Here is a 23,867-nt window from a genome sequence, read left to right as displayed (position 1 = left end):
CGTCCTCAGAGCCGACTTGCCTGTCTGACCGGGCATTCGGAGAGGCGCCGGGGCCGGATTGGTCGGCCGGGAAATTTTTTTCCCGGCCGCCCCCGACCCGCTTTTCGGGGCCGCTGATCCGTAACACCGTCCGGAGGTGTGTGCGTTGCGAATGCCTGGTGTGACGGGGCGGGCCGGATGCGGCCGCGGAGAGGGGGACCGCATGGAGGCGGACGAGCTCCTGGTGCTCGTGGCGGGAGGTGACCACACGGCGTTCGAGCGGCTCTACGCACTCGTGTCCGGGCCGGTGTTCGGCCTCGTGCGCCGGGTGGTGCGCGACCCGGCGCAGTCGGAGGAGGTGGCCCAGGAGGTGCTGCTGGAGTGCTGGCGCACCGCCGGCCGCTACGACCCCGGCCGCGGCAGCGCCCTGTCCTGGGTCCTCACCGTCGCCCACCGCCGCGCCGTCGACCGGGTGCGCAGCGCCCGCGCGGCCGGCGAACGCGAGCAGCGCGAGGCCCAGCGGGCCCACCACCCCGCCTTCGACCACGTCACCGAGGAGGTCGAGGCGGGCCTGGAACGGGAGTGGGTGCGCCGCTGCCTGGACCGGCTGACCACCCTGCAGCGGCAGTCCGTCACCCTCGCCTACTACGACGGCTACACGTACCGTGAAGTCGCCGAGCGGCTCTCGCTGCCGCTGGGCACCGTCAAGACGCGGATGCGCGACGGACTCACGCGGCTGCGCAACTGCCTGGGAGGTGCCGCATGAGCCTGCTCGACCGACTGCGCCGCGAGGACCTGCACTCGCTGGCCGCGCCCTACGCGCTGGACGCCCTCGAACCCGACGAGCGGCGCCGCTTCGAGCGGCACCTGCGGGCCTGCGAGCGGTGCGCCGCCGAGGTGCGGGCGCTGTCCGAGGACGCCGTCCGGCTCGCCTGGTCGACGGCAGCGCCGCCGCCGGCCGCGCTGCGCGACCGGGTGCTCGCCGCCGTACGGGTCACGCCGCAGGAGTCCGCCGCGCCGGTGCGCGGGCGCACGCCCCAACTGCCGCCCCACGTCTGGGGGACGCAGCCGCCACCGCGCGCCCGTGCGTCCCGCCCGCGTCCCCTGTTCGTGCCGTTCGCCACCGCGACCGCCGCCGCGGCCCTGGTCGTCGCCTCGCTCTTCGCCGTGCAGGCGGACCGCACCCGGGACGACCTGGACGCGGCGCAGGCCCGGGCACGTGAGATCGCCCACGTTCTGGCCGCCCCGGACGCCCGGGCGACGGCCGGCCGGGACGCGCAGGGCCGCGGCATCGGCGTGATCGCCTCCGCGTCGGAGGGCCGGGCGGTCGTCACGCTGAGCGGGTACGGCGCCCTGCCGGGCGGCAAGGTGCACCAGCTGTGGCTGATGCGCCCCGCCGCGCCACCGCGTTCCCTGGGCCTGTTCGAGGGCGACACGCCCTTGGTCGCGACCGGTCTCGACACCTCGGCCACCTCACTCGCTGTGACCGTCGAGCCCGACGGGGGATCAGCACAGCCCACCAGCCAGCCAGTTGTCCAACTCGCCCTGGAATCGGTTGGATTCGGAGAGTGACCGGAAAGGAGTCGTCAACCCCCTTGCGGGGAAGGTGAATCCTGGGACCGTGATACACGCGTGCCCCCTGGGAGCGATAGGGTTAACCTGCCCGGGCCGGGTGGACTCGTACGGGTGGGGAGTGACATGGAACAGATAACGATGCACAGCAGGGCGCGGGTCCCCGCGATCACCTGCGGGAGCAGCGCGACCAGCTCGCGGCTCGACCGCCACCTCTCGGTGCTGTCGGGCCCCGCCATACCGCAGCGGGAGACGCTCGAGGCGACGTCCCTGATGCGGGAACTGACCGCACGCGACCGGCCGCACCAGCGCAGCGACCGGGGCAGGAGGGTGAGCCGCGTCTCACTGTTCGCCCCCCTGCGCCGACTGCGCCGCTCGCTGTTCGGCGGCCACCGGCACTGACCGTCCGCGCTCAGGCGGCCACGCCGTCCCGGCGCAGTGCTGCGATCTCGTCGTCCGTCATCCCCACGGCGCGCAGCACCGCTCCGGTGTGCTCCCCGAGCGCGGGCACGTCACCCATCCGTGCCCGCCCACCCGGCAAGGTGATCGGTGGCAGGAGTGCCCGCAGCGGCCCGACCGGCGTCCCCACCTGCCGCCACCGCTCACGGGCCGCGAGCTGCGGGTGCTCCGCCACCTCGTGCAGGTCCCGCAGGCGCGCGCACGCGATGCCCGCGTCCTCCAGCCGCGCCAGCGCCTCGTCGGTGCCGAGCGCGCCCAGCGCCCGGCCCACCAGGGCGTCGGTGCGCTCCCGGTGGGCCACCCGCGCCGCGTTGGTCGCGAACGCCGGGTCCGTCCCCGCCCCGGGCCGCTCCAGCACCCGTTCCGCCAGCCGCCGCCACTCCCGGTCGTTCTGCACCGACAGCAGGACCCGCCCGCCGTCCGCGGTGGGGTACGCGTCGTAGGGCGCGATCACCGCGTGCGCGAGGCCGGTGCGCGCCGGGGCGGCGCCCCCGTGCATCGTGTGGTGCAGGGGATGGCCCATCCACTCCGTGAGCGCGTCCAGCATCGACACCTCCACCGGACCGCCCCGCCCGGTCACCCCGCGCCGCACCAGCGCCGCCAGCACCCCCGAGAAGGCGTACATGGCCGCCGCGATGTCCGCCGCCGGGATGCCCGCCTTCACCGGCCGCTCCGGCGTCCCGGTCACCGACACCAGCCCCGCCTCGCACTGCACGAGCATGTCGTACGCCCGCTTGTGCGCGTACGGGCCCGACGGGCCGTAGCCGGAGATGTCGACGGCGACCAGCCGCGGGTGGGCCGCGCACAGCGTGGCCGCGTCCAGGCCGAGCCGGGCCGCCGCCCCCTGGGCGAGGTTCTGCACGAACACGTCCGCGCCGGCGACGAGCCGCCGGACGACGGCGAGGCCGCGCGGGTCCTTCAGGTCGAGCGCGACGGACTCCTTGCCGCGGTTGCACCACACGAAGTGCGAGGCCAGGCCGCCCGCGGCGGTGTCGTAGCCCCGCGCGAAGTCGCCGCCGTCGATCCGCTCCACCTTCACGACCCGCGCGCCGAGGTCGGCGAGCTGCCGGGTGGCGAAGGGGGCCGCCACCGCCTGCTCGACGGCGACGACGGTGACGCCCTCCAGGGGCAGCGGCTCCGTGGCGGGGCCGGCAGGCTCGGCAGGGGCGTGGGCGAACGGTCCGTCGGCGGGGGTGTCGGTGTCCATGGGGTGGATCATGACCCCCGGCCGGGCGTTTGTCAGCAGCGGTCCGCCCGCCCCCGCTCAGAGCAGGGTGAACTGGCCCGCGGGGCCCTCCTCCTGGTGGTCCAGGACCGACGCCGGGCGGTGGGCCCGCTCCGGGACGGGCAGGACGCCGGCCGCCGCCAGCTCCGTGGCCGTGACCGCTTCGGTCACCTCGATCTCCGCCGGCCGCGGGCGCAGTTCGGCCAGCAGGGCCAGGACCGTGATCAGCTCCAGCAGTTCGGACGTCCAGTGCTGCGGCCAGGCCGCCGGCCGGAGCGCGGCCAGGGTGCCGGCGGGCGCCGGTGCCGTCCGGGCGGCCAGCCACTGCTCCAGGACCCGCACCCCGCCCGTCTCGTGGTCCCACGCCTCGGGCGGCACCGGGGAGATGCGGCCCTCGTCGAGGTACAGGGCCTCCTCCTCGCGGTCGTAGCGCACGGTCACCGGGCGCGGCGGGAGCGGGGCACGGACGTAGGGGCGGCGGCCGCCCGGCAGCCGGGGACGGTCGCCGTCGCGGCGCATCAGCCACAGGACGCGGTGGCCGAGGGCGACGCCCGCGGCCCACACCTCGGGGTCGGCGGTGAGCGGCACCCGGCGGGGCGAGCCGGGGCCGGGGCGGGCCGTCGCGAGGATCCAGGCCGTCACGTCCACCGGGTCGGGTCGGCGCCCGAGGCGCGCGGTGAGGTGGTCCAGCAGGCCCGGCGCCAGGTTGGGTTCGGCGCCGCCGGGCCGCCGGTACAGCGGGTGCACCCGGCCGGGTCGCAGCAGCGGCAGGTGCGACGTGGCGAGCAGCCCGTCGCCGTGGTCCACGAGGAACACCTGCCGGTCGTCGGCCACCCGCCACAACTCCGGCCGGGCGGTGTCGATCAGCCGGTGGTCGGGGATCAGCCACTGCTCGTCGAAGGGGGCGAGCAGCACCCGCACCGGCTCCGGACACGGGCCCGTGGCCCGCGCGAGGGGTTCGGTGCCGGTGGACCGGCCCGGCAGCTGTCCCACCGCCGAGTGGAGCGTGCGGGAGCGGGTCGGCTCGAACAGCGCCGCGCGGTCGGGCCCGTCGGCCTTCAGCAGGGCGTCCCAACGGGCCTTCAGGGACGCCGCGTCGGGGGCCGCCGGCCAGCCCCGGCCGAGCCGCGGCGGTGCGACGGACCACGGCATGAGGTCCGCGAGCAGCGGAGCGTCGTCGTGCGTCACGCACCGCATCGTACGGCAGGGGGCCCCGCCCCCGGCGGGGCCCGGGAGCACTCCACGACCGGCCGCGGCGGCGGCCCGGATCACGCCTCGAGCGTCACCGTGAAGGAGAACCGGTCCCCCCGGTAGTGGATGACGACCACGTCCAGCACCCGGCCGTCCGCGTCGTACGTCACGCCCGTGTAGTGCAGGATCGGGCTCAGCAGCGGCACCGCGAGCAGCCGGGCCGTCTCCGGGTCGGCGAGCCGGGCCTCGACCGTGTCCGTGATCCGGCCGATGTCCGCCCCGACGACGTCCCGCAGCACCTTGGTCATCGGCCAGCGCAGCAGGTCCTCCGGGTCGATGCGGGCGGCGAGTTCGGGACGCACCCAGTTGCGGGCGTGGTTGGTCGGCTCGCCGGTCTTCTCGTCGCCGCGCAGCCGGTGGTACGTGGCTGCCTCGGCCAGGTCCGGGTAGTACTCGGCGATCTCGGGCGGCAGCGGGGCGGTGCCGTGGCCCAGCAGGGTGGTGACCATGCCGGACTGCTGGGCCACGATCGCGTCGACCGAGCCGAGGAGGCGGACCGGGGCCCCGCGCCGCGCGTCCGGCTCGATGAACGTGCCCCGGCGGCGGTGCCGGGAGATCAGCCCCTCGTCCTCCAGCTCCTTCAGCGCCTGGCGCATGGTCAGCACGCTCACCCCGTAGTGCTCCGCCAGCCGCTCCTCGGTGGGCAGCCGCAGCGGGTCCTGGGGCGAGCGCCCCAGTATCGAGGCGCGCAGCGACTGCGACACCTGGTACCAGAGCGGCAGCTTGCGGTTCAGGACGATCGAGTCCGGGGCGAAGGAGGTCACGGGCCATCCGTACCGGGAGCGCATCCCCGGCGCAACCGGCCGGGACCGCCGGGACCCTACGGCCCCGGGCGGAAGTGCCGCTCCAGGCCCCGCCAGACGTCGTCGTAGCGCGGCTGGAGGTGGTCGGCGCCGGCCGCCTGCCCGGTGAGCATGACCGGCCAGCGCGTCTCGAACATGAACGCCAGCCCGTCGTCGACCTTCTGCGGCCGCAGCTCGGCCGCGCTCGCCCGGTCGAACGTCTCCCGGTCCGGGCCGTGCGCCGACATCATGTTGTGCAGCGAGCCGCCGCCGGGCACGAACCCGCCCTTCCCGGCGGTCTTCGCGTCGTAGGCGCCCTCGACCAGCCCCATGTACTCGCTCATCACGTTGCGGTGGAAGTACGGCGGCCGAAAGGTGTCCTCACCGACCAGCCAGCGCGGCGCGAACACCACGAAGTCGACGCCGGCCAGCCCCGGGGTGTCCGACGGCGAGGTCAGCACCGTGAAGATCGACGGGTCCGGGTGGTCGTACGAGATCGTCCCGATGACGTTGAAGCGGCGCAGGTCGTACACGTACGGCACGTGGTTGCCGTGCCAGGCGACGACGTCCAGCGGCGAGTGGTCGTAGGTGGCCGTCCAGAGGTTGCCGCAGTACTTGTTGACCGCCTCCACCGGCCCCTCGACGTCCTCGTACGCGGCGACCGGCGCGTGGAAGTCCCGTGGGTTGGCGAGGCCGTTGGCGCCGATCGGACCGAGGTCGGGCAGGCGGAACGGGGCGCCGTAGTTCTCGCAGACGTAGCCGCGGGCCGTCGCGTCCAGCAGCTCCACCCGGAAGCGGACCCCGCGCGGCACCAGTGCCACGTGGCCCGGCTCGGCGTGCAGCAGGCCGAACTCGGTGCGCAGCAGCAGCCCGCCGCGCTCGGGGACGATCAGCAGCTCGCCGTCGGCGTCGCTGAAGACCCGCTCCATCGAGGTGTCGGCGTGGTAGAGGTGCACGGCCATGCCGGTGCGCTGGGTGACGTCGCCGTTGCCGCCGAGGGTCCACAGCCCGGCCAGGAAGTCGGTGCCGCGCGGCGGTTCGGGCATCGGCTCCCAGCGCAGCCGGTTGGGATCGGGCACCGTCTCGGTGAACGGGGCCGTACGCAGCGCGCCGTTGCCGGTGCGGGTGAACGCCGGGTGCGCCGCGGAGGGCCGGATGCGGTACAGCCACGAGCGGCGGTTGTGCGCCCGCGGCTCGGTGAACGCCGTGCCGCTCAGCTGCTCCGCGTACAGCCCGAGCGGGGCGCGCTGCGGCGAGTTGCGGCCCTCGGGCAGGGCGCCGGGCACCGCCTCGGAGGAGTGCTCGTTGCCGAAGCCGGACAGGTACGTCAGCCCCTCGGCAGCCTTGCGTGCGTCCCCGTGCTCCGGCCCGCCCGCGCGGGGGGTGCCCCCATCGCTCATCGTCGCTCGCTCCCTTGCGATCCGATTCCTGTGCCACACCATAGGATTGCGATTTCCGGCGCGCAAGGGCGGGAGGCGGGCCGCGGCCCTCCTCCTCTGGGAGGACGATCACCGGTCGCCGAGAACCCGACTTCAGGCGGATCCGGGCTGTCGGACCCGTGTTCTAGGCTCCCCGGCATGTCGTGGACGCGCGCCCTCCCCGCCGCGCTCGCGGTCTGTGTCCTGCTCCTGACCGGATCCGTGGGCTGCGACTCCGGTGGGGACCGGCACACCAACCAGCAGCAGGGCCGTCAGGAGAGCCGGGAGGGCCGACCGAGCCCGGGGAGCCAGGGGGCCGGGGAGTCCGCCGCGCCCGCCGGCAAGGTCCTGGAGGACACCGACGAGGACGGCCGGCACTACCGCCAGGTCGACGGCGCCCGGGCGCCCGAGGTCGGCATCGAGGTGCAGCCGGACAGCGACGGCAGCTGGGACGTCCGGCTGACCCTGCGCCACTTCCGCCTCTCCCCGCAGGGCACCCCCGCCCGAGCGGTCGCAGGCCGCGGCTTCGCCCGCCTCTACGTGGACCACACCCCGGTCGCCGACCTGCGCACCCCCGCCCACCGCATCCCGGCCGGCTACCTCCCGCACGGCACCCACCAGGTCACGGCACGCCTGTACGCCGACGACGGCACGGGGTGGGCGGTGGACGGCAAGCCGGTGCAGCGGACGGCCGACATCACCGCGTCGGGACAGGGTGCGCCGGCGCCCGGCGGACCGGCATCATGAACGCCGTGCCCCCAGCGACCCCCCTGCGTCGCGCCCCCGTCCAGCGACGCAGCGCCGAACGCCTCACCCGGATCCTGGACGCCTGCGCCGCCCTGCTCGACGAGGTCGGCTACGACGACCTGAGCACCCGTGCCGTGGCCCAGCGCGCCGGCGTCCCGATCGGCTCGGTCTACCGCTTCTTCGGCAACAAGCGGCAGATGGCCGACGCGCTGGCCCAGCGCAACCTGGAGCGCTGGTCGGAGCGGGTCACCGAACGGCTGACGGCGTCGGGCGGCGCGGACTGGCGCGCGGTGATGGACGCGGTGCTCGACGAGTACCTGGCGATGAAGCGCACCGCGCCCGGCTTCTCCCTGGTCGACTTCGGCAACCAGATCCCGGTCGGCTCCCGCCAGGCCGAGCCCAACACCCGGGTCGCCGACCGGCTCGCCGCGCTGCTCTCCGGCTACCTCGACCGCGCGGTCGACGACGACCTGCGCCGCACCTTCCTGGTCGCCGTGGAGACCGCCGACACCCTCATCCACCTGGCCTTCCGCATGGATCCGGAGGGCGACGAGAAGATCATCGCGGAGATGCGGGCGCTACTGCGGGCGTACCTGGAGCGCGCGCTGGAGGAGCCGCGGGCGGAGGGCTGACCCGGACGCGGGCCGGGGCGGGTCCGGAGGGAGCCGGGCGGCGTCGGGGGCTGTGGGCGGAGGGCTGACCCGGACGCGGGCCGGGGTGGGCCCGGAGGGAGCCGGGGTGGGCCCGGAGGGAGCCGGGCGGCGTCGGGGGCTGTCGCCCATGCATACCGGTCGGTATGCTCGCGCCAGGCGCCGGGGCCCGGCGCCCGCTGCCCTGTGCGTCCCGCCGCAACCGCCGTGGCGCCCACCGTCGTCGCGCCCCACCGGGAGGACCCGTGTCCCGCACCGCCCTGCGAATCTGCCCCCTGTGCGAGGCCACCTGCGGGCTGACCCTGACCGTCGAGGGGGGCCGGGTCACCGGTGCCCGGGGCGACCGCGAGGACGTCTTCAGCAAGGGGTTCCTGTGCCCCAAGGGCGCCGCCTTCCCCGCCGTCGACGGGGACCCCGACCGGCTGCGCGGCCCCCTCGTCCGGCGGGACGGCGAGCTGCGCGAGGCCACCTGGCAGGAGGCGTTCGACGCCGTCGCCGCCGGGATACGGCCGGTCGTCGAGCGGCACGGGCCGCACGCCGTCGGCGTGGTCCTCGGCAACCCCAACGTCCACACCGTGGCCGGTGCCCTCTACCCGCCGGTGCTGCTCGCCGGCCTCGGCACCCGCAGCCTGTTCACCGCCTCCACGCTCGACCAGATGCCCAAGCACGTCTCCAGCGGCCTGCTGTTCGGCGACGCCAACGCCATCCCGGTACCGGACCTCGACCGCACCGACCACCTGCTCCTGATCGGTGCCAACCCCCTTGAGTCCAACGGCAGTCTGTGCACCGCGCCCGACTTCCCCGGCCGGCTCAAGGCGCTCAGGGCCCGCGGCGGCACCCTCACCGTGATCGACCCGCGCCGCACCCGCACCGCGCGCCTCGCCGACCGGCACGTCACCGTCCGCCCCGGCGCCGACGCGCTGCTGCTCGCGGCCATGGCCCACGTGCTGTTCGAGGAGGACCTGGTACGGCTCGGGGAGCTCACGCCGCACGTCCAGGGCCTCGAAGAACTCCGCACCGCACTCGAGGACTTCACCCCCGAGAGCGTGGCCGCCGCCTGTGACGTCGACGCGGACACCATCCGCACCCTGGCCCGCGAGCTCGCCGCCGCGCCCACCGCCGCCGTCTACGGCCGCATCGGCAGCTGCACGGTGCCGCACGGCACGCTCGCCAGCTGGCTCGTGGACGTGCTCAACATCCTTACCGGCAACCTCGACCGGCCCGGCGGCGCGCTCTTCCCGCAGGCCGCCACCGACCGCACCCCCCGGCCCGCGGGACCCGGCCGCGGCTTCGCCCTCGGCCGCTGGCACTCCCGGGTGAGCCGGCACCCCGAGGCCAAGGGCGAGTTGCCGCTGTCCGCCCTCGCCGAGGAGATCGACACCGCGACCGAGGAGGGCGAGCCGATCCGCGCCCTGATCGCCGTGGCCGCCAACCCGGTGCTGTCCGCGCCCGACGGCGACCGGCTCGACAAGGCCCTGGACTCACTGGAGTTCATGGTCAGCGTCGACCCGTACCTCAACGAGACCTCCCGCCACGCCCACGTCGTCCTGCCCCCGCCGCCGCCCTCGCAGGCCCCGCACCACGACTTCGCGTTCAACACCCTCGCCGTGCGCCACCAGGTCCGCTACAACCGCCCCGCCGTCCCGCTCGCACCCGGCCGCATGGCCGAGACCGAGATCATGGCCCGGCTGGTCCTGGCCGTCACCGGCCTGCACGGCGCCGACCCCTCGGCCGTCGACGAGACGGTCGTCGCCCAGACCCTCGGCCGGGCCGTGGAGGACCCGCACTCCCCGGTCCACGGCCGCGACCCCAAGGAACTCGCCGCCGCGCTCACCGGCGAGGACGGCCCGGAGCGCCGGCTCGACCTGATGCTGCGCCTCGGCCCCTACGGCGACGGCTTCGGCGCACGGCCGGACGGACTGACCCTCGCCCGGCTGCTGGAGCACCCGCACGGCATCGACCTCGGCCCGCTGCGCCCGCGCCTGCCCCAGCCCTTGAGGACGGCCAGCGGCGAGGTCGAGCTGCTGCCGGAACCGATCGCCGCCGACCTGCCCCGGCTGCGCCAGGCGCTCACCGTGAGCCCCGCCGCACTGGTCCTCGTCGGCCGCCGGCACCTGCGCTCCAACAACAGCTGGCTGCACAACGTCCCCTCCCTGACCGGCGGTTCGAACCGCTGCACCCTGCACGTCCACCCCGAGGACGCCGCGCGGCTCGGCGTGCGCGACGGGCAGCCGGTCCGCGTCCGGGGCGCCGGGGGAGAGGTGACCGCCCCCGCCGAGGTCACCGAGGACGTGCGGCCCGGGGTGGTGAGCCTGCCGCACGGCTGGGGCCACGACCGCCCCGGCACCCGCCTCGGCCACGCCTCCACCGACCCCGGCGTCAACGTCAACCAGCTCCTCGACGGCAGCCTGCTGGACCCGCTGTCGGGCAACGCGGTCCTCAACGGCTTCCCGGTCGAGCTGGTCCCGGTGGCCGAAAAGATCGAGGCGCTGAGCAGCGTAAAGCCGTGACCAGCGGTTTTGCGCTTATTGCTCGCACGCCGACGTCTTGTTAGCGCCGGACGACGGGTCCTAACGTCGACGCACCGCCGACCCCCAGGTGGGATGTTCAAGGGCGAACGTTAGGTATCCACACATGCTGACCCTCCTCGGCTTCGCCATGATCGCGACCTTCCTGGTCCTGATCATGCTGAAGAAGATGTCGCCGATCGCGGCGCTCGTGCTGATCCCCGCGCTGTTCTGCGTGTGCGTCGGCAAGGGCGCCGAACTCGGTGACTACGTCCTCGACGGCGTCACCGGGCTCGCCCCGACCGCGGCGATGCTCATGTTCGCGATCGTCTACTTCGGTGTGATGATCGACGTCGGCCTCTTCGACCCGGTCGTGCGGGGCATCCTGAAGTTCTGCCGGGCCGACCCGCTGCGCATCGTCGTCGGGACCGCGGTCCTCGCCGCGATCGTCTCCCTGGACGGCGACGGCTCCACCACCTTCATGATCACCGTCTCGGCGATGTACCCGCTCTACAAGCGCCTGAGGATGAGCCTGGTGGTGATGACGGGCGTCGCCGCCATGGCCAACGGCGTGATGAACACGCTGCCCTGGGGCGGCCCCACCGCCCGCGCCGCCACCGCGCTCAAGCTCGACGCCAGTGACATCTTCGTGCCGATGATCCCGGCCCTCGCCATGGGCCTGCTGTTCGTCCTCGCGCTCTCGTACGTCCTCGGCCGCCGCGAGCGCAAGCGGCTCGGCGTGCTGACGCTGGACGAGGTCCTGGTGGAGGAGACGGAGAAGGAACCGGCGACGGAGACGGAGACGGTGCTGGTCGGCGCCGGATCCGGTGCGGGTGGTGCCGCGAAGGGCGCCGGTGCCGGTGGCCCCGCCGCGGGCACCGGACCCGGCTCCGGCGCGCGCCCGGCCGGGGGGTCCGAGGAGTCCGGGCCGCCGGAGGACGACGCCTTCCAGGGCCTCGACCCCCACCGCGCCACCCTGCGGCCCCGGTTGTACTGGTTCAACGCGCTGCTCACCGTCGCGCTGCTCACCGCCATGATCATGGAGTGGCTGCCGATCCCGGTGCTGTTCCTGCTCGGCGCCGCGCTCGCCCTGACCGTCAACTACCCGCACATGCCCGACCAGAAGGCCCGCATCGCCGCGCACGCCGAGAACGTCCTCAACGTCTCCGGCATGGTCTTCGCCGCCGCCGTCTTCACCGGCGTGCTGCAGGGCACCGGCATGGTCGACCACATGGCGACGTGGCTGGTCGACAACATCCCCACCGGCCTGGGCCCGCACATGGCCGTGGTGACGGGCGTGCTGAGCATCCCGCTGACGTACTTCATGTCCAACGACGGCTTCTACTTCGGCATCCTGCCGGTGCTCGCCGAGGCGGGCCAGGCGCACGGCGTCCCCGCGGTGGAGGTGGCCCGCGCCTCGATCGTCGGCCAGCCGCTGCACATGTCCAGCCCGCTCGTCCCGGCCGTCTACGTCCTGGTCGGCATGGCCAAGGTCGAGTTCGGCGACCACACCCGGTTCGTGGTGAAGTGGGCGGCGCTGACCTCGCTCGTGGTGCTCGGCGCCGCGGTCCTGTTCGGCATCGTCTGAACTCCCCACCCGGACAGCCCCTCTTGAACAGCCCACGGATCACCCAGGGATCACCGACGCACCACTCCACGGAGGAAGACCCATGGCGCCCGGGGGGAACCGCGGCTGGCTGCTCCGCCTCGTCATCGCCTTCGGCTGCGCGCAGGGGGCGGTGTCGATGGCCCGGCCCGCCGTCTCCTACCGGGCGCTCGCGCTGGGCGCCGACGAGCGGGCGGTCGGCGTCATCGCCGGTGTCTACGCCCTGCTCCCGCTCTTCGCGGCGGTCCCGCTGGGCCGGCGCACCGATCACGGCCGGTGCGCGCCGCTGCTGCCGGTGGGCGTGGTCCTCATCGCGGGCGGCTGCGCGCTCAGCGGCCTCGCCGGCTCCCTCGCGGCGATGGCCCTGTGGAGCGGGGTGATGGGCCTGGGTCACCTCTGCTTCGTGATCGGTGCCCAGTCGCTGGTCGCGCGGCAGTCCGCGCCGCACGAACAGGACCGCAACTTCGGGCACTTCACCATCGGCGCCTCCCTCGGGCAGCTGGCCGGCCCGGTCGCCGCGGGCGCGCTGATCGGCGGTCCGGACCGGGCCGGCGGCAGCGCGCTCGCCCTGCTGGTCGCGGGGGCGGGCGCGGCGGTGGCGTTCACCTCGCTGTGGCGCATCGAGGACGACTCGGCCGCCGAGCCCCGTACCGGGGGCGGGAGTCGGGTCCCGGTGGGGCGCATCCTGCGCACCCGTGGCGTGCCCGCGGGCATCCTGGTGAGCCTGTCGGTGCTGTCCGCGACGGACATCCTCACCGCCTACCTGCCGGTGGTCGGCGAGCACCGGGGCATCGCCCCGTCGGTGGTCGGCGTCCTGCTGAGCGTGCGCGCGGCGGCCTCGATCGCCTGCCGCCTGGTGCTGACCCCCCTGCTGCGGCTGCTCGGCCGCACCGCGCTGCTGGTGGTGACGTGCGTGCTGGCGGCCCTGTTGTGCGCGGGCGTCGCGCTGCCCGTGCCGGTGTGGGCGCTGGGCGCGATGCTCGCGGTGCTGGGCTTCTGCCTCGGGGTCGGGCAGCCGCTGTCGATGACGACGGTCGTGCGGGCCGCGCCCGAGGAGGCCCGCTCCACCGCCCTCGCCCTGCGGCTGACCGGCAACCGGCTCGGCCAGGTCGCGGCCCCCGCGGGCGCGGGCCTGGTCGCCGGACTCGCGGGCGTGGCGTCCCCGTTCGTGCTGCTCGGGGCGCTGCTGCTCCTGTCGGCGGGGGTGGCGCTGCGCGCACCGGGGAGCGCGGCGCGCCCGGACGCGGCGGCGGGGGAGAGGCGCCGGCGGCCGGGACTGCGCCGTACGAGCGATATCTGACGGCGTGCCGTGTGTCGCTGCCGCGACGCGCGGGGGTGCATGGCAGAGAGTCCGAGGCGAAAGAGCGATTTGTATGAAAATCGTCCTGACTCGGAGGAATGCATGCCCACCCTCACACTTCCCCGCCTGCACGGCTCCCGCGTCGGCGCCACCGTCCTCCTCACCGCCCTCGCGGCCTCCGGTGCGTCGTTCCTCGCGGCCCCCGCCGCCGTCGCCCAGGGCGAGGCCGGCGACATCAGGGTCCACCGGGAGCACGTCCCCTTCGGCGTCTCCAAGGACGACCCGCTGGTCTGCCGCTTCTACCTGGACGCGGTCAACTTCGACACGCTGCCCACCATCGCCTACACGATCCTCGCGCAGCCCCCGCTGCCCACCGCCGCCACCGTCACCGGCACCATCCCGCTCGCGGGCGGCGCCGGGCACACCGACCCGCTGGGGCTGGCCGACGGCCAGTACAAGATCACGTGGATCGTCGCGGGCGTCCCCAAGGAGAAGGTCTTCCGGGTCAACTGCCACGACGGCAAGCGCGAGGGCGAGCAGGGCCCCGGGGAGATCCAGGACAAGCAGGGCGACGCGGGCTGGGGCCAGGGCGAGCAGGACGGCCCCAAGGGCGGGGTGCACGCGGGCGGCGGCGGTCTCGTCGACACGGCGGCCGCCTACAGCCCGGTGGCCGCCGCCGCGGGCGTCGGTGCCGTGGCGGTCGGCGCCGCCCTGTACGTCCGCAAGACGCGCCGGCGCACCCATGGTGCCGCCTAGGCCGCGTCCGGAAGGTCCCGTCCGCCCCGCGCCGCCCGGCACGCACGCTCGCCGCACCGGGCGGACACCCGAGTACGTCCCGTACGCGGGCGTCCGCCCGGCCCACCGGGAGCACGCACCGGACGCCGCGGAGCCCGCCCCCCGGGCGGACGACGCGACTTTGCGGACCCGACCCCGGCGCCGGCGCAGGCCGTGGCACCGGACGCGTGCCTTCCGCCTCACCAGGACGGCCGTCCTGACGGTCGTCCTGGTGACGGTGGGGGTGCGGTGCGGGGGTGACGACCGGCCGTCCGCGCCCCAGCGGGCGGCCGCCGCGGGCGCCCCCGGCCGCGCCGACGTCCGCGGGGGCCCGCTCCCCGGGGAGTCCGACGGCCAGGGCGGCGGCGCGACACCCACCCGGACCGGCGCGCCGTCCCCCTCGCGGGGCGCCGCGGCGAGCCGTTCCCCGGCCGGGTCGGCGAGCCCCTTCCCGGTCCCGTCCGCGTCCCGGCCCGGGGCCGGGGCGAGCGCCGGATCCGCCGCCCCGTCCGGCAGCGCCCCGTCCCGCAGCGCGGCGGGCGGCAAGGGGCGGACGGACGCGAAGGGCGCGGGTAAGCCCCCCGCGACCCCGCTGCCCGCCTCCCGGCCGACCACCTTCGGCGTCCCCGCGCTGGGCATCCGGGCGCCCGTCATCGGCCTGCGGCTCGACGACCACCGGCAGCTGTCGACCCCGCCGGTCGACCGGCCCAAGCTCGTCGGCTGGTACCAGGCCGGTCCCACGCCCGGCGAACCGGGCACCGCCATCGCCGTCGGTCACCGTGACACCAGGACGGGCCCCGCCGTCTTCGCCGCGCTGGCCGAGGTGAAGCCCGGCAACCACGTCGAGGTCGGGCGCGCGGACGGCCGTACGGCCGTCTACACCGTGGACCGCGTGCGGGTGTTCGACAAAACCGGGTTCCCCGACAAGGAGGTCTACGGCCCGTCCAAGCGGGCCGAACTGCGGGTGATCACCTGCGGGGGCCTGTTCACCCGGCGCGCCGGCTACACCAGCAACGTGGTGGTCTTCGCCCACCTGACGGCCGTCAGATGACCGGTCGGTGGGGACGGTCCCGCACCGTCCCCACCGCCCCGGCGCGGCCGAACCGGGGCGTCCGCTTTCTCATCCCTCGGACGGGACCGCCCGATTCCTCGTCCCGTCTCTTCCCCGGCCGCGCACAGTCCGTTAACTTCCGTGACTCGTACGCCTCGTACGACCCGCACGGGGCGGCACAGACCGCGGAGCACCAAGGGTCTGTCGTTTGGATCGGGGACGACTCTCATGACACGCGCCATCTCTCTGCACGACGTGAGCAAGGTCTACGCCAAGGGCGCCCGCGTGGTGGACCGGCTCACCCTGCACATCGAACCGGGGGAGTTCCTGGTCCTGCTGGGCCCCTCCGGCTGCGGCAAATCGACGGTCCTGCGCATGATCGCCGGCCTCGAGGAGATCACCGAGGGCGAGCTGCTGCTGGACGGCGAACCCGCCAACGACCTGCTGCCGTCCGCCCGCGACATGGCGATGGTCTTCCAGAACTTCGCGCTGTACCCCTCGATGAGCAGCCGGGACAACATCGGCTTCCCGCTGCGCATCGAGGCCCCCGGCGCCGACCCGGGCCCCCGGGTGGACGCCACCGCGCGCATGCTCGGCATCGAGGACCTGCTCGACCGGTTCCCGGCCCAGCTCTCCGGCGGTGAACGGCAGCGCGTCGCCATGGGCCGGGCCATCGCCCGCCACCCCTCGGCCTTCCTGATGGACGAGCCGCTGTCCAACCTGGACGCCAAGCTGCGCAACCACCTGCGCGCCGAGATCGCCCACCTCACCCGGGACCTCGGCGTCACCACGGTCTACGTCACCCACGACCAGGCCGAGGCGATGTCCCTCGGCCACCGGGTGGCGGTCCTGCGCGGCGGCGTCCTGCAGCAGGTCGGCAGCCCCCGCGAGGTCTACGCCCTGCCCCGCAACATCTTCGTCGCCGCCTTCATCGGCACCCCCCGCATCAACCTGCTGCGCGGCGTGGTCCGCGCCCCGCTCGACGGCGCCATGACCATCAGCCTCGGCAAGCAGGCGCTGCGGCTGCCCGAGCCGCTGTCGGTCGACCACAAGCTGCTGCGCGTGCAGCAGGGCCGGGAAGTGATCGTCGGACTGCGCTCGGAGGCCGTCCGCATCGCTGAGCCCTCCACCGCGCGGCCCGGCGAGACGCTGATCACCGGGCTGGTCGAGCACGTGGAGTTCCAGGGCCACGAGGCGCTGGTGCACTTCAACACCGGCTCGCGCCCCGCCGTCGTCCCCGAGCTGGAGGCACCCCGCCCGGCGTCGCGGCCGTCGCGCCGCCGGCGCCGCGACGGCTCCGTGCTGGACCGGCTGCGCGAGCGCGCGGGCAGCCTGCGGGCCGGTCCCGTGGTCGTCCTGGACGAGCCCCCCGAGCCGGACGCGGCCCCGGCGGCCGCCGACGTCCGGCTCCCCGGCGACCTGGTGGTGCGCACCACACCCGACCTGGACCTGCGGCACGGCATGCAGGTGCCGCTGCTGGTCGACGTCGCCCACGTGTTCGTCTTCGACCAGCACGGCGAGCGCATCTGCCCCACCCCCGCGAGGCTCCCCGATCTGGAAGAGTGATCCGGACGCGTGCCCGTCCGCGCCCCGGTCACCCCTGGTGCCAGAAAACTAACACCGCTAGTTTGGGGTGCGGACGACGAGGACCGCCCGGAGGGAACGCGATGAAGGCACACGACGGCATCTACCTCGACGGCGCTTGGCGCCCGGCCCTGAGCGGGGAGGTGATCGACGTCGTCGACCCCGTGGACGAGCAGGTGATCGCCCGGGTCCCGGCGGCCGGCGCCGAGGACGTCGACGCGGCCGTACGGGCCGCCCGCGCCGCCCTGCCCGGCTGGGCGGCCACCGCCCCCGCCGAACGGGCCGCCCGGCTGTCCGCGCTGCGGGACGCGCTGGCGGCCCGCAAGGACGAGATCGCCGAGACGGTCACCGCCGAACTCGGCGCGCCCCTGGCCTTCTCCCAGGCCGTCCACGCGGCCGTCCCGATCGCCGTCGCGGGCTCCTACGCCGACCTGGCCGCCCGCCACGCCTTCGAGGAGAAGGTCGGCAACTCGACCGTCTTCCACGAGCCGGTCGGCGTGGTCGCCGCCATCACCCCCTGGAACTACCCGCTCCACCAGGTCGTCGCGAAGGTCGCGCCCGCCCTCGCGGCCGGCTGCACGGTCGTCCTCAAGCCCGCCGAGGACACCCCGCTCGTCGCCCAGCTCTTCGCCGAGGCCGTCCACGACGCCGGCGTGCCGGCCGGCGTGTTCAACCTGGTCACCGGCCTCGGCCCGGTCGCCGGGCAGGCCCTCGCCGAGCACCCCGGGGTGGACCTGGTCTCCTTCACCGGCTCCACGGCCGTCGGCCGGACCATCGCCGCGACCGCGGGCGCCGCCGTCAAGAAGGTCGCGCTGGAACTCGGCGGCAAGTCCGCCAACGTCATCCTGCGAAGCGCCGACCTCGCCAAGGCGGTCAACGTCGGCGTCGCCAACGTGATGTCCAACTCCGGCCAGACGTGCAGCGCCTGGACCCGCATGCTGGTCCACCGCGACCAGTACGACGAGGCGGTCGAGCTGGCGCGCACGGCCGCCGCCAAGTACGGCGACCGCATCGGCCCGCTGGTCAACGCCAAGCAGCAGGCCCGGGTGCGCGGTTACATCGAGAAGGGCGTCGCCGAGGGCGCCCGGCTCGTCGCGGGCGGCGCCGAACCCCCGCGCGAGCGCGGCTACTTCGTCAGCCCCACGGTCTTCGCCGACGTCACCCCCGAGATGACGATCGCCCAGGAGGAGATCTTCGGTCCCGTCCTGTCCGTCCTGCGCTACGAGGACGAGGAGGACGCCCTGCGCATCGCCAACGGCACGGTCTACGGCCTCGCCGGCGCGGTCTGGGCCGGCGACGAGGCCGAAGCGGTGGCCTTCGCCCGCCGCATGGACACCGGCCAGGTCGACATCAACGGGGGCCGCTTCAACCCCCTCGCGCCCTTCGGCGGGTACAAGCAGTCGGGCGTCGGCCGGGAACTCGGGGCCCACGGGCTCGCCGAGTACCTGCAGACCAAGTCCCTCCAGTTCTAAGGGAGTCCACCAGACATGGCCGTACGTGCCGCCGTCCTGCCCGCCATCGGCGCCCCGCTGGACATCACCGGGATCGAACTGCCCGCACCGGGCCCCGGCCAGGTCCGGGTCCGCCTGGCCGCCGCCGGGGTCTGCCACTCCGACCTCTCGCTGGCCAACGGCACCCTGAAGGTGCCCGTCCCGGCCGTCCTCGGGCACGAGGGCGCGGGCACCGTCGTCGCCGTCGGCGAGGGCGTCACCGGCTTCGCCCCGGGCGACGGGGTCGTCCTCAACTGGGCGCCCTCCTGCGGCCGCTGCCACGCCTGCGGGCTCGGCGAGGTCTGGCTGTGCGCCAACGCGCTCAGCGGCGCCGCCGACGTGTACGCCCGCACCGTGGACGGCACCGACCTCCACCCCGGCCTCAACGTCGCCGCGTTCGCCGAGGAGACCGTCGTCCCCGTCTCCTGCCTCCTGCCCCTGCCCCAGGGCATCCCCCTCACCGACGCGGCCCTCCTCGGCTGCGCCGTCCTCACCGGCTACGGCGCCGTCCACCACTCGGCGCGGGTCCGCGAGGGCGAGACGGTGGCCGTCTTCGGTGTCGGCGGGGTGGGCCTCGCGGCCCTCCAGGCGGCCCGGATCGCGGGCGCGTCGACCATCGTGGCCGTCGACGTCTCCCCGGAGAAGGAGGAGCTGGCCCGGGCGGCCGGCGCCACCGACTACGTCGTCGCCTCGGCCGAGACCGCCCGCGAGATCCGCGCCCTCACCGGCAAGCAGGGCGTCGACGTCGCCGTGGAGTGCGTGGGCCGCGCCGTGACCATCCGCACCGCCTGGGAGTCCACCCGGCGCGGCGGCCGCACCACGGTCGTCGGCATCGGCGGCACCGACCAGCAGGTCACCTTCCACGCCCTGGAGCTCTTCCACTGGGGCCGCACCCTCTCCGGCTGCGTCTACGGCAACTCCGACCCGGCCGCCGACCTCCCGGTCCTGGCCGCCCACATCCGCGAGGGCCGCCTGGACCTGGGCTCACTGGTCACCGAGCGCATCGCCCTGGACGACATCCCGACGGCGTTCGAGAACATGCTCGCGGGCAAGGGAGGCAGGGCCCTGGTCGTCTTCTGACGACGCTCAGGTGACCTTCTCGGGCCGCGGCTCCGGCGCCGCGGCCCGCTCCCGCCTCCGGCGCCGCGACCGGGACACCGCCACACCCGCCAGACACAGCACCCCGCCCACCAGCGTGAGCACCCCGGGCACCTCGCCCAGCGCCAGCCACGACATCAGCACGACGAGGGCCGGCACGGCATAGGTGGTCGCGCCCATCCGGCTGGCCGTGGTGCGCGCCAGGGCGTAGGCCCAGGTGGTGAAGGCGAGGGCGGTGGGGAAGACGCCCAGGTAGACCATGTTGAGGGTGGCGGACACCGGCGCTCTCGCCGCTTCGTGCGCCAGCTGCCCGGCGAACGGCAGACAGCCCACGGCCCCGACCAGGCACCCGAACGTCGTCACCTGCAGGGCGCTCGCCGTCGCCAGGGCGGGCTTCTGCGCCACCACACCGGACGCGTAGGCGACGGCGGCCAGCAGGCACAGCACCACGCCGAACACCGAGGACCCGCCCCCGCCCGACATCGACAGCCCGACGGTCACCGCGCCGGCGAACGACACAGCCATCCCCGCCAGCAGCCGCGGCGGCATCGGGTCGCCGAGCAGGCGGGCCCCGAGCAGGGCGATCAACAGCGGCCCGACGTTCACCACGAGCGCGGCCGTCCCCGCGTCGACCTGCTGCTCGCCCCAGTTCAGGGCGACCATGTAGAACCCGAACCACAGCACCCCGGACAGCAGGATGCCCCGCCACGCGGACCTCGGCGGCAGGCCTTCCCGCCGCACGGCCCACAGCACACCCAGCACCACGGCCCCCGACACCAGCCTGCCGAGCGCCAGCGCACCGGGGGAGTAGGCACCGCCCGCACTCCGGATCGACACGAAGGCGGAGGCCCACGACACGACGGTGACACAGGCGGCCCCCGCCGCGAGGACCCGGGCCCGATCGGACTGGCTGCGCATCATGCTCCTGAAGGGTAGACACCGGAACGCCTCGATCCCGGCGAAATTCGAACAAAAAGGACGGAGGGACGGAGGGACGGAGGGACGGAGGGACGGAGGGACGGAGGGACGGAGGGACGGAGGGACGGAGGGACGGAGGGACGGAGGGGCGGAGGGGCCCTGCACGACCGGGCTGAGGCTGACCCACCCCAGGGGCGCGGGGTTCCTGCGCGACCGGGCTGAAGCTGACCCACTCAGGGGCGCGGGGAACTGCGCGACCAGCCCCCATGCACCCGCACCCGGCACACCACCAGCACCCCCACCCACGGACCCCGCTCCCCATGGCCCCGCACCCCACGGCCCCTCACCGCACCCCCTCCACCGACACCCCCAACACCGCGAAGAACTCCCGCTCCCCGCACGCCGTCACCGCAACCGCCCGCTCGGACCCCACCCGCACACACCACCCCACCTCCAGCACGTGCCGGCACAACGCCGCCCCCGCCACCCCCGCCAAGTGCGGCCGCCGCTCCGTCCAGTCGAGGCACCCGCGGGCGAGCGGCCGCCGCCCGGTCCGCTCCAGCGCGATGCCCATCCGCCCGAACCACTCCACCCCCGCGTCCGTCAGCGCGAACCCCGTGTCCTGCCGCAACAGCCCTCGCTCGGTGAGCGCGTCGGTCACCGCGATGCCGAGCCGCCCGGCGAGGTGGTCGTAGCAGGTGCGGCCCCGCGCCATCGCGGACCCGGCACTCGCCGCCCGCAGCGTCCGCGGCCGTTCCGCCGCCCCGGGCGCGACCTGCGCGGCCAGGTCCTCCACGAGCTGGGCGATGCGCGCGTCGGCGAGCCGCACGTAGCGGTGCCGCCCCTGCCGCTCCTCGGCGAGCAGCCCGCCGGCGACGAGCCGGCTCAGGTGCTCGCTGAGCGTGGAGGCGGCCACGCCCGCGTGCCGGGCCAGCTCACCCGCGGTCCAGGCCCGCCCGTCCAGCAGTGCGAGCAGGCACGCGGCCCGTGTCTCGTCGCCGATCAGCCCGGCGAGCCGGGCGAGTCCCGGTGCCCGGGGGTCCCTGGTGGTCATGGGTCCAGCATCGCGCACGGACACTTCGGCGCCCGCCGAAGCGTGCGCATCGGGGCGCGGCCGAGCCTCACCGGGCCCGTGTGACCTGCTCGTACTGCGCGGCGAGCCCGTCCAGCAGCGCGGTCAGCCCCGTCTCGAACGCCCGCTCGTCGATCTTCTCCTGCTGCTCGGCGAGGAGGTGGGCCTGTCCGAGGTGCGGGTAGTCGGCGGGGTCGTAGGCGCTCGGGTCCTCCACGAAGCCCCCGGCGAACGAGCCGAGCGCGGAGCCCATGATGAAGTACCGCATCAGCGCCCCGATGGAGGTCGCCTGCGCGGCCGGCCAGCCCGCGTCGACCATCGCGCCGTACACCGCGTCGGCGAGCCGCAGCGCGGCCGGGCGCCGCCCGGGGCCGCGCGCGAGCACGGGGACGATGTTGGGGTGGTCGCGCAGCGCGCTCCGGTAGGAGACGGCCCAGTCGTGCAGCGCGGTCCGCCAGTCCCGGCCGTCCTCGAACATCGACAGGTCGACCTGCGCGCTCACCGAGTCCGCGACCGCCTCCAGGATCTCGTCCTTGGTGCGGAAGTGGTTGTAGAGCGAAGGTCCGCTCACCCCGAGCTCGGCGGCGAGCCGCCGGGTGGAGACGGCCGCCAGCCCCTCCGCGTCCACGAGTTCCCGGGCCGTCTCGACGATCCGGTCGGTGCTCAGCAAGGGCTTGCGCGGTCGGGCCATGGCGCACATAGTAGGGCTGCACACCGGAAACTAGCAGTGCTAATTTAAAGGTACGGCTTTCAAGGTCCGGCGTCCGGTCCGACATCTGTGGGGTGATCTCGTGGTGAACCTGGAGCTCAGCGAGGAGCAGACCGCCGTGCGGCAGCTCGCCCGGGACTTCGTGGAACGGGAGGTCGTCCCGCACGCCGTCGCCTGGGACCGGGCCGAGGACGTCGACCGGTCGATCGTGAAGAAGCTGGGCGAGGTCGGCTTCCTGGGCCTGACGATCGACGAGGAGTACGGCGGCTCGGGCGGCGACCACCTCGCCTACTGCCTGGTCACCGAGGAACTCGGCCGCGGCGACTCCTCGGTGCGCGGCATCGTCTCCGTCTCGCTCGGCCTGGTCGCCAAGACGATCGCCGCCTGGGGCAGCGAGGAGCAGAAGCGGCAGTGGCTGCCCGGCCTGACCTCCGGCGCGTACGTCGGCTGCTTCGGCCTGACCGAGCCCGGCACCGGCTCCGACGCCGGCAACCTCACCACCCGCGCGGTCCGCGACGGCGACGCGTACGTCGTCAACGGCAGCAAGATGTTCATCACCAACGGCACCTGGGCCGACGTGGTGCTGCTGTTCGCCCGCTCCACGGACGCCCCCGGCCACAAGGGCGTCTCCGCGTTCCTCGTCCCCACGGACACCCCCGGGCTGACCCGGCGCGCCATCCACGGCAAGCTCGGCCTGCGCGGCCAGGCGACGGCCGAACTGGTCCTGGAGGACGTACGGGTGCCCGCGTCGGCCTTGCTCGGCGAGGAGGGCAAGGGCTTCTCCGTGGCCATGTCGGCCCTCGCCAAGGGGCGGATGTCGGTGGCGGCCGGCTGCGTCGGCATCGCGCAGGCGGCCCTGGACGCGGCGGTACGGCACGCGGGCGAGCGCGAGCAGTTCGGCAGGACGATCGCCCACCACCAGCTGGTGCAGGAGCTGATCAGCGACATCGCCCTCGACGTGGACGCGGCCCGGCTGCTGACCTGGCGGGTCGCCGACCTGATCGACCGCGGCCGGCCCTTCGCCGTGGAGTCGTCCAAGGCCAAGCTGTTCGCCTCGGAGGCGGCGGTGCGCGCCGCGAACAACGCCCTGCAGGTCTTCGGCGGCTACGGCTACATCGACGAGTACCCGGCCGGCAAGCTCCTGCGCGACGCCCGCGTGATGACCCTGTACGAGGGCACCAGTCAGATCCAGAAGCTGGTGATCGGCCGCGCCCTGACCGGCGTCTCGGCCTTCTGAGGACCGGCGGCGGCGTTCTGAGTACGCCCTGAGTACCCGGGCGGATGTGCCGCCCCCCGCCGGGCGGCGATGCTCGTGCCATGAGCGACACACCGGTCAAGCAGCAGAGCACGGCCGCCTTCTACGGGCAGGCCGTCGCCTCCTTCGCGGTCGCCATGGCGGCCACCGCCGTCGGGATCGTCCGGCTCGACGCCGACGCCTGGGTGCGGGGTTTCCTGGCCATCGCCGTCCTCTACCTCGTCACCTCCGCCTTCACCCTCGCCAAGGTCGTCCGGGACCGCCAGGAGGCCGGGCAGATCGTCAGCCGGGTCGACCAGGCCCGCCTGGAGAAGCTCCTCGCCGAGCACGACCCGTTCGACAAGCTCTGACCCGACCGCCCGGCGAGGGCGCCCGCGGCCTCCCCGATCCCGCTGTGAGCGGGCGCTCTAAGCGGCCGCT

The 23,867-nt window shown here is 74.7% G+C and carries 22 protein-coding genes; 15 read left to right on the top strand and 7 right to left on the bottom strand.

Features of this window, described 5'->3' with window-relative positions:
* Positions 1-202: 202 nt before the first annotated feature.
* From E4U91_RS07505 to E4U91_RS07495, 3 genes are all read left to right on the top strand, one after another.
* Entirely contained in the window at positions 203-745 is a 543-nt protein-coding gene (locus tag E4U91_RS07505; protein ID WP_137306100.1) for a sigma-70 family RNA polymerase sigma factor, read from the top strand.
* Complete coding sequence (locus tag E4U91_RS07500) at positions 742-1,551, top strand: anti-sigma factor (RefSeq protein WP_137306099.1); 810 nt, start codon at positions 742-744, stop codon at positions 1,549-1,551. The genes E4U91_RS07505 and E4U91_RS07500 overlap by 4 nt, the downstream gene beginning before the upstream one ends.
* A 126-nt stretch (positions 1,552-1,677) precedes the next feature.
* Complete coding sequence (locus tag E4U91_RS07495; RefSeq protein WP_137306098.1) at positions 1,678-1,953, top strand: hypothetical protein; 276 nt, start codon at positions 1,678-1,680, stop codon at positions 1,951-1,953.
* A 10-nt stretch (positions 1,954-1,963) separates the two neighbouring features.
* Here the strand turns inward: E4U91_RS07495 and E4U91_RS07490 are convergent, their stop codons facing one another.
* The 4 genes from E4U91_RS07490 to hmgA form a co-directional block, all read right to left on the bottom strand.
* A complete protein-coding gene (locus tag E4U91_RS07490; protein WP_241678529.1) occupies positions 1,964-3,217 on the bottom strand; it encodes a CaiB/BaiF CoA transferase family protein in 1,254 nt (417 codons plus the stop codon).
* 57 nt (positions 3,218-3,274) lie between these two features.
* Positions 3,275-4,432, bottom strand: a complete 1,158-nt coding sequence (locus tag E4U91_RS07485; protein WP_137306097.1) for a type ISP restriction/modification enzyme — start codon at positions 4,430-4,432, stop codon at positions 3,275-3,277.
* A gap of 71 nt (positions 4,433-4,503) precedes the next feature.
* On the bottom strand, positions 4,504-5,250 hold the full coding sequence (locus tag E4U91_RS07480) for a GntR family transcriptional regulator (RefSeq protein WP_137306096.1): 747 nt from the start codon (positions 5,248-5,250) through the stop codon (positions 4,504-4,506).
* 56 nt (positions 5,251-5,306) lie between these two features.
* Positions 5,307-6,668 carry a homogentisate 1,2-dioxygenase gene (hmgA, locus tag E4U91_RS07475; protein ID WP_137306095.1) on the bottom strand — a complete coding sequence of 454 codons (1,362 nt, stop codon included), beginning with the start codon at positions 6,666-6,668 and terminating at the stop codon, positions 5,307-5,309.
* Between the two features lie 177 nt (positions 6,669-6,845).
* Here hmgA and E4U91_RS07470 point away from each other — a divergent pair, with 177 nt between their 5' ends.
* The 10 genes from E4U91_RS07470 (at position 6,846) to E4U91_RS07415 (ending at position 19,475) form a co-directional block, all read left to right on the top strand.
* The gene (locus tag E4U91_RS07470; RefSeq protein WP_137306094.1) at positions 6,846-7,433 is read left to right on the top strand and encodes a hypothetical protein; all 588 of its coding nucleotides are present in this window, start codon (positions 6,846-6,848) and stop codon (positions 7,431-7,433) included.
* Entirely contained in the window at positions 7,430-8,065 is a 636-nt protein-coding gene (locus E4U91_RS07465; RefSeq protein ID WP_137306093.1) for a TetR/AcrR family transcriptional regulator, read from the top strand. The genes E4U91_RS07470 and E4U91_RS07465 overlap by 4 nt, the downstream gene beginning before the upstream one ends.
* Positions 8,066-8,328: 263 nt before the next feature.
* Positions 8,329-10,593, top strand: a complete 2,265-nt coding sequence (locus E4U91_RS07460) for a molybdopterin oxidoreductase family protein (protein WP_137306092.1) — start codon at positions 8,329-8,331, stop codon at positions 10,591-10,593.
* Positions 10,594-10,717: 124 nt separating this feature from the next.
* Positions 10,718-12,178: a CitMHS family transporter gene (locus E4U91_RS07455; RefSeq protein WP_137306091.1), complete on the top strand. Its 1,461-nt coding sequence runs from the start codon at positions 10,718-10,720 to the stop codon at positions 12,176-12,178.
* An 82-nt stretch (positions 12,179-12,260) separates the two neighbouring features.
* The gene (locus tag E4U91_RS07450) at positions 12,261-13,496 is read left to right on the top strand and encodes an MFS transporter (RefSeq protein WP_137306090.1); all 1,236 of its coding nucleotides are present in this window, start codon (positions 12,261-12,263) and stop codon (positions 13,494-13,496) included.
* A gap of 102 nt (positions 13,497-13,598) precedes the next feature.
* Positions 13,599-14,252, top strand: coding sequence for a hypothetical protein (locus E4U91_RS07445; protein ID WP_137306089.1), 654 nt, complete (start codon positions 13,599-13,601; stop codon positions 14,250-14,252).
* A 160-nt stretch (positions 14,253-14,412) separates the two neighbouring features.
* Positions 14,413-15,321 (top strand): class F sortase, encoded by a 909-nt coding sequence (locus tag E4U91_RS38895; protein WP_241678528.1) that lies wholly within the window; start codon positions 14,413-14,415, stop codon positions 15,319-15,321.
* 228 nt (positions 15,322-15,549) lie between these two features.
* Complete coding sequence (locus E4U91_RS07425) at positions 15,550-16,887, top strand: ABC transporter ATP-binding protein (RefSeq protein ID WP_137306088.1); 1,338 nt, start codon at positions 15,550-15,552, stop codon at positions 16,885-16,887.
* Between the two features lie 101 nt (positions 16,888-16,988).
* Positions 16,989-18,377: an aldehyde dehydrogenase family protein gene (locus E4U91_RS07420; RefSeq protein ID WP_137306087.1), complete on the top strand. Its 1,389-nt coding sequence runs from the start codon at positions 16,989-16,991 to the stop codon at positions 18,375-18,377.
* A gap of 15 nt (positions 18,378-18,392) precedes the next feature.
* Positions 18,393-19,475, top strand: coding sequence for a Zn-dependent alcohol dehydrogenase (locus E4U91_RS07415; RefSeq protein WP_137306086.1), 1,083 nt, complete (start codon positions 18,393-18,395; stop codon positions 19,473-19,475).
* A gap of 6 nt (positions 19,476-19,481) precedes the next feature.
* On the opposite strand, the gene E4U91_RS07410 is transcribed toward E4U91_RS07415, so the two are convergent.
* The 3 genes from E4U91_RS07410 to E4U91_RS07400 form a co-directional block, all read right to left on the bottom strand.
* Complete coding sequence (locus E4U91_RS07410; protein WP_137306085.1) at positions 19,482-20,414, bottom strand: DMT family transporter; 933 nt, start codon at positions 20,412-20,414, stop codon at positions 19,482-19,484.
* Between the two features lie 340 nt (positions 20,415-20,754).
* The gene (locus E4U91_RS07405; protein ID WP_137306084.1) at positions 20,755-21,465 is read right to left on the bottom strand and encodes an ArsR/SmtB family transcription factor; all 711 of its coding nucleotides are present in this window, start codon (positions 21,463-21,465) and stop codon (positions 20,755-20,757) included.
* Positions 21,466-21,532: 67 nt separating this feature from the next.
* Complete coding sequence (locus tag E4U91_RS07400) at positions 21,533-22,174, bottom strand: TetR/AcrR family transcriptional regulator (protein WP_137306083.1); 642 nt, start codon at positions 22,172-22,174, stop codon at positions 21,533-21,535.
* Positions 22,175-22,277: 103 nt separating this feature from the next.
* On the opposite strand from E4U91_RS07400, the gene E4U91_RS07395 reads away from it, so the two are divergent.
* On the top strand, positions 22,278-23,429 hold the full coding sequence (locus tag E4U91_RS07395; RefSeq protein WP_137310710.1) for an acyl-CoA dehydrogenase family protein: 1,152 nt from the start codon (positions 22,278-22,280) through the stop codon (positions 23,427-23,429).
* An 80-nt stretch (positions 23,430-23,509) separates the two neighbouring features.
* Positions 23,510-23,797 carry a YiaA/YiaB family inner membrane protein gene (locus tag E4U91_RS07390; RefSeq protein WP_137306082.1) on the top strand — a complete coding sequence of 96 codons (288 nt, stop codon included), beginning with the start codon at positions 23,510-23,512 and terminating at the stop codon, positions 23,795-23,797.
* The last annotated feature ends 70 nt before the right edge of the window (positions 23,798-23,867 follow it).

Origin of the sequence: Streptomyces lasalocidi (assembly GCF_005280215.1) — a bacterium.
Classification (GTDB): domain Bacteria; phylum Actinomycetota; class Actinomycetes; order Streptomycetales; family Streptomycetaceae; genus Streptomyces; species Streptomyces longwoodensis.
The sequence above is the reverse complement of the archived record's forward strand: the minus strand, read 5'-3'. Positions and strand labels throughout refer to the sequence as shown.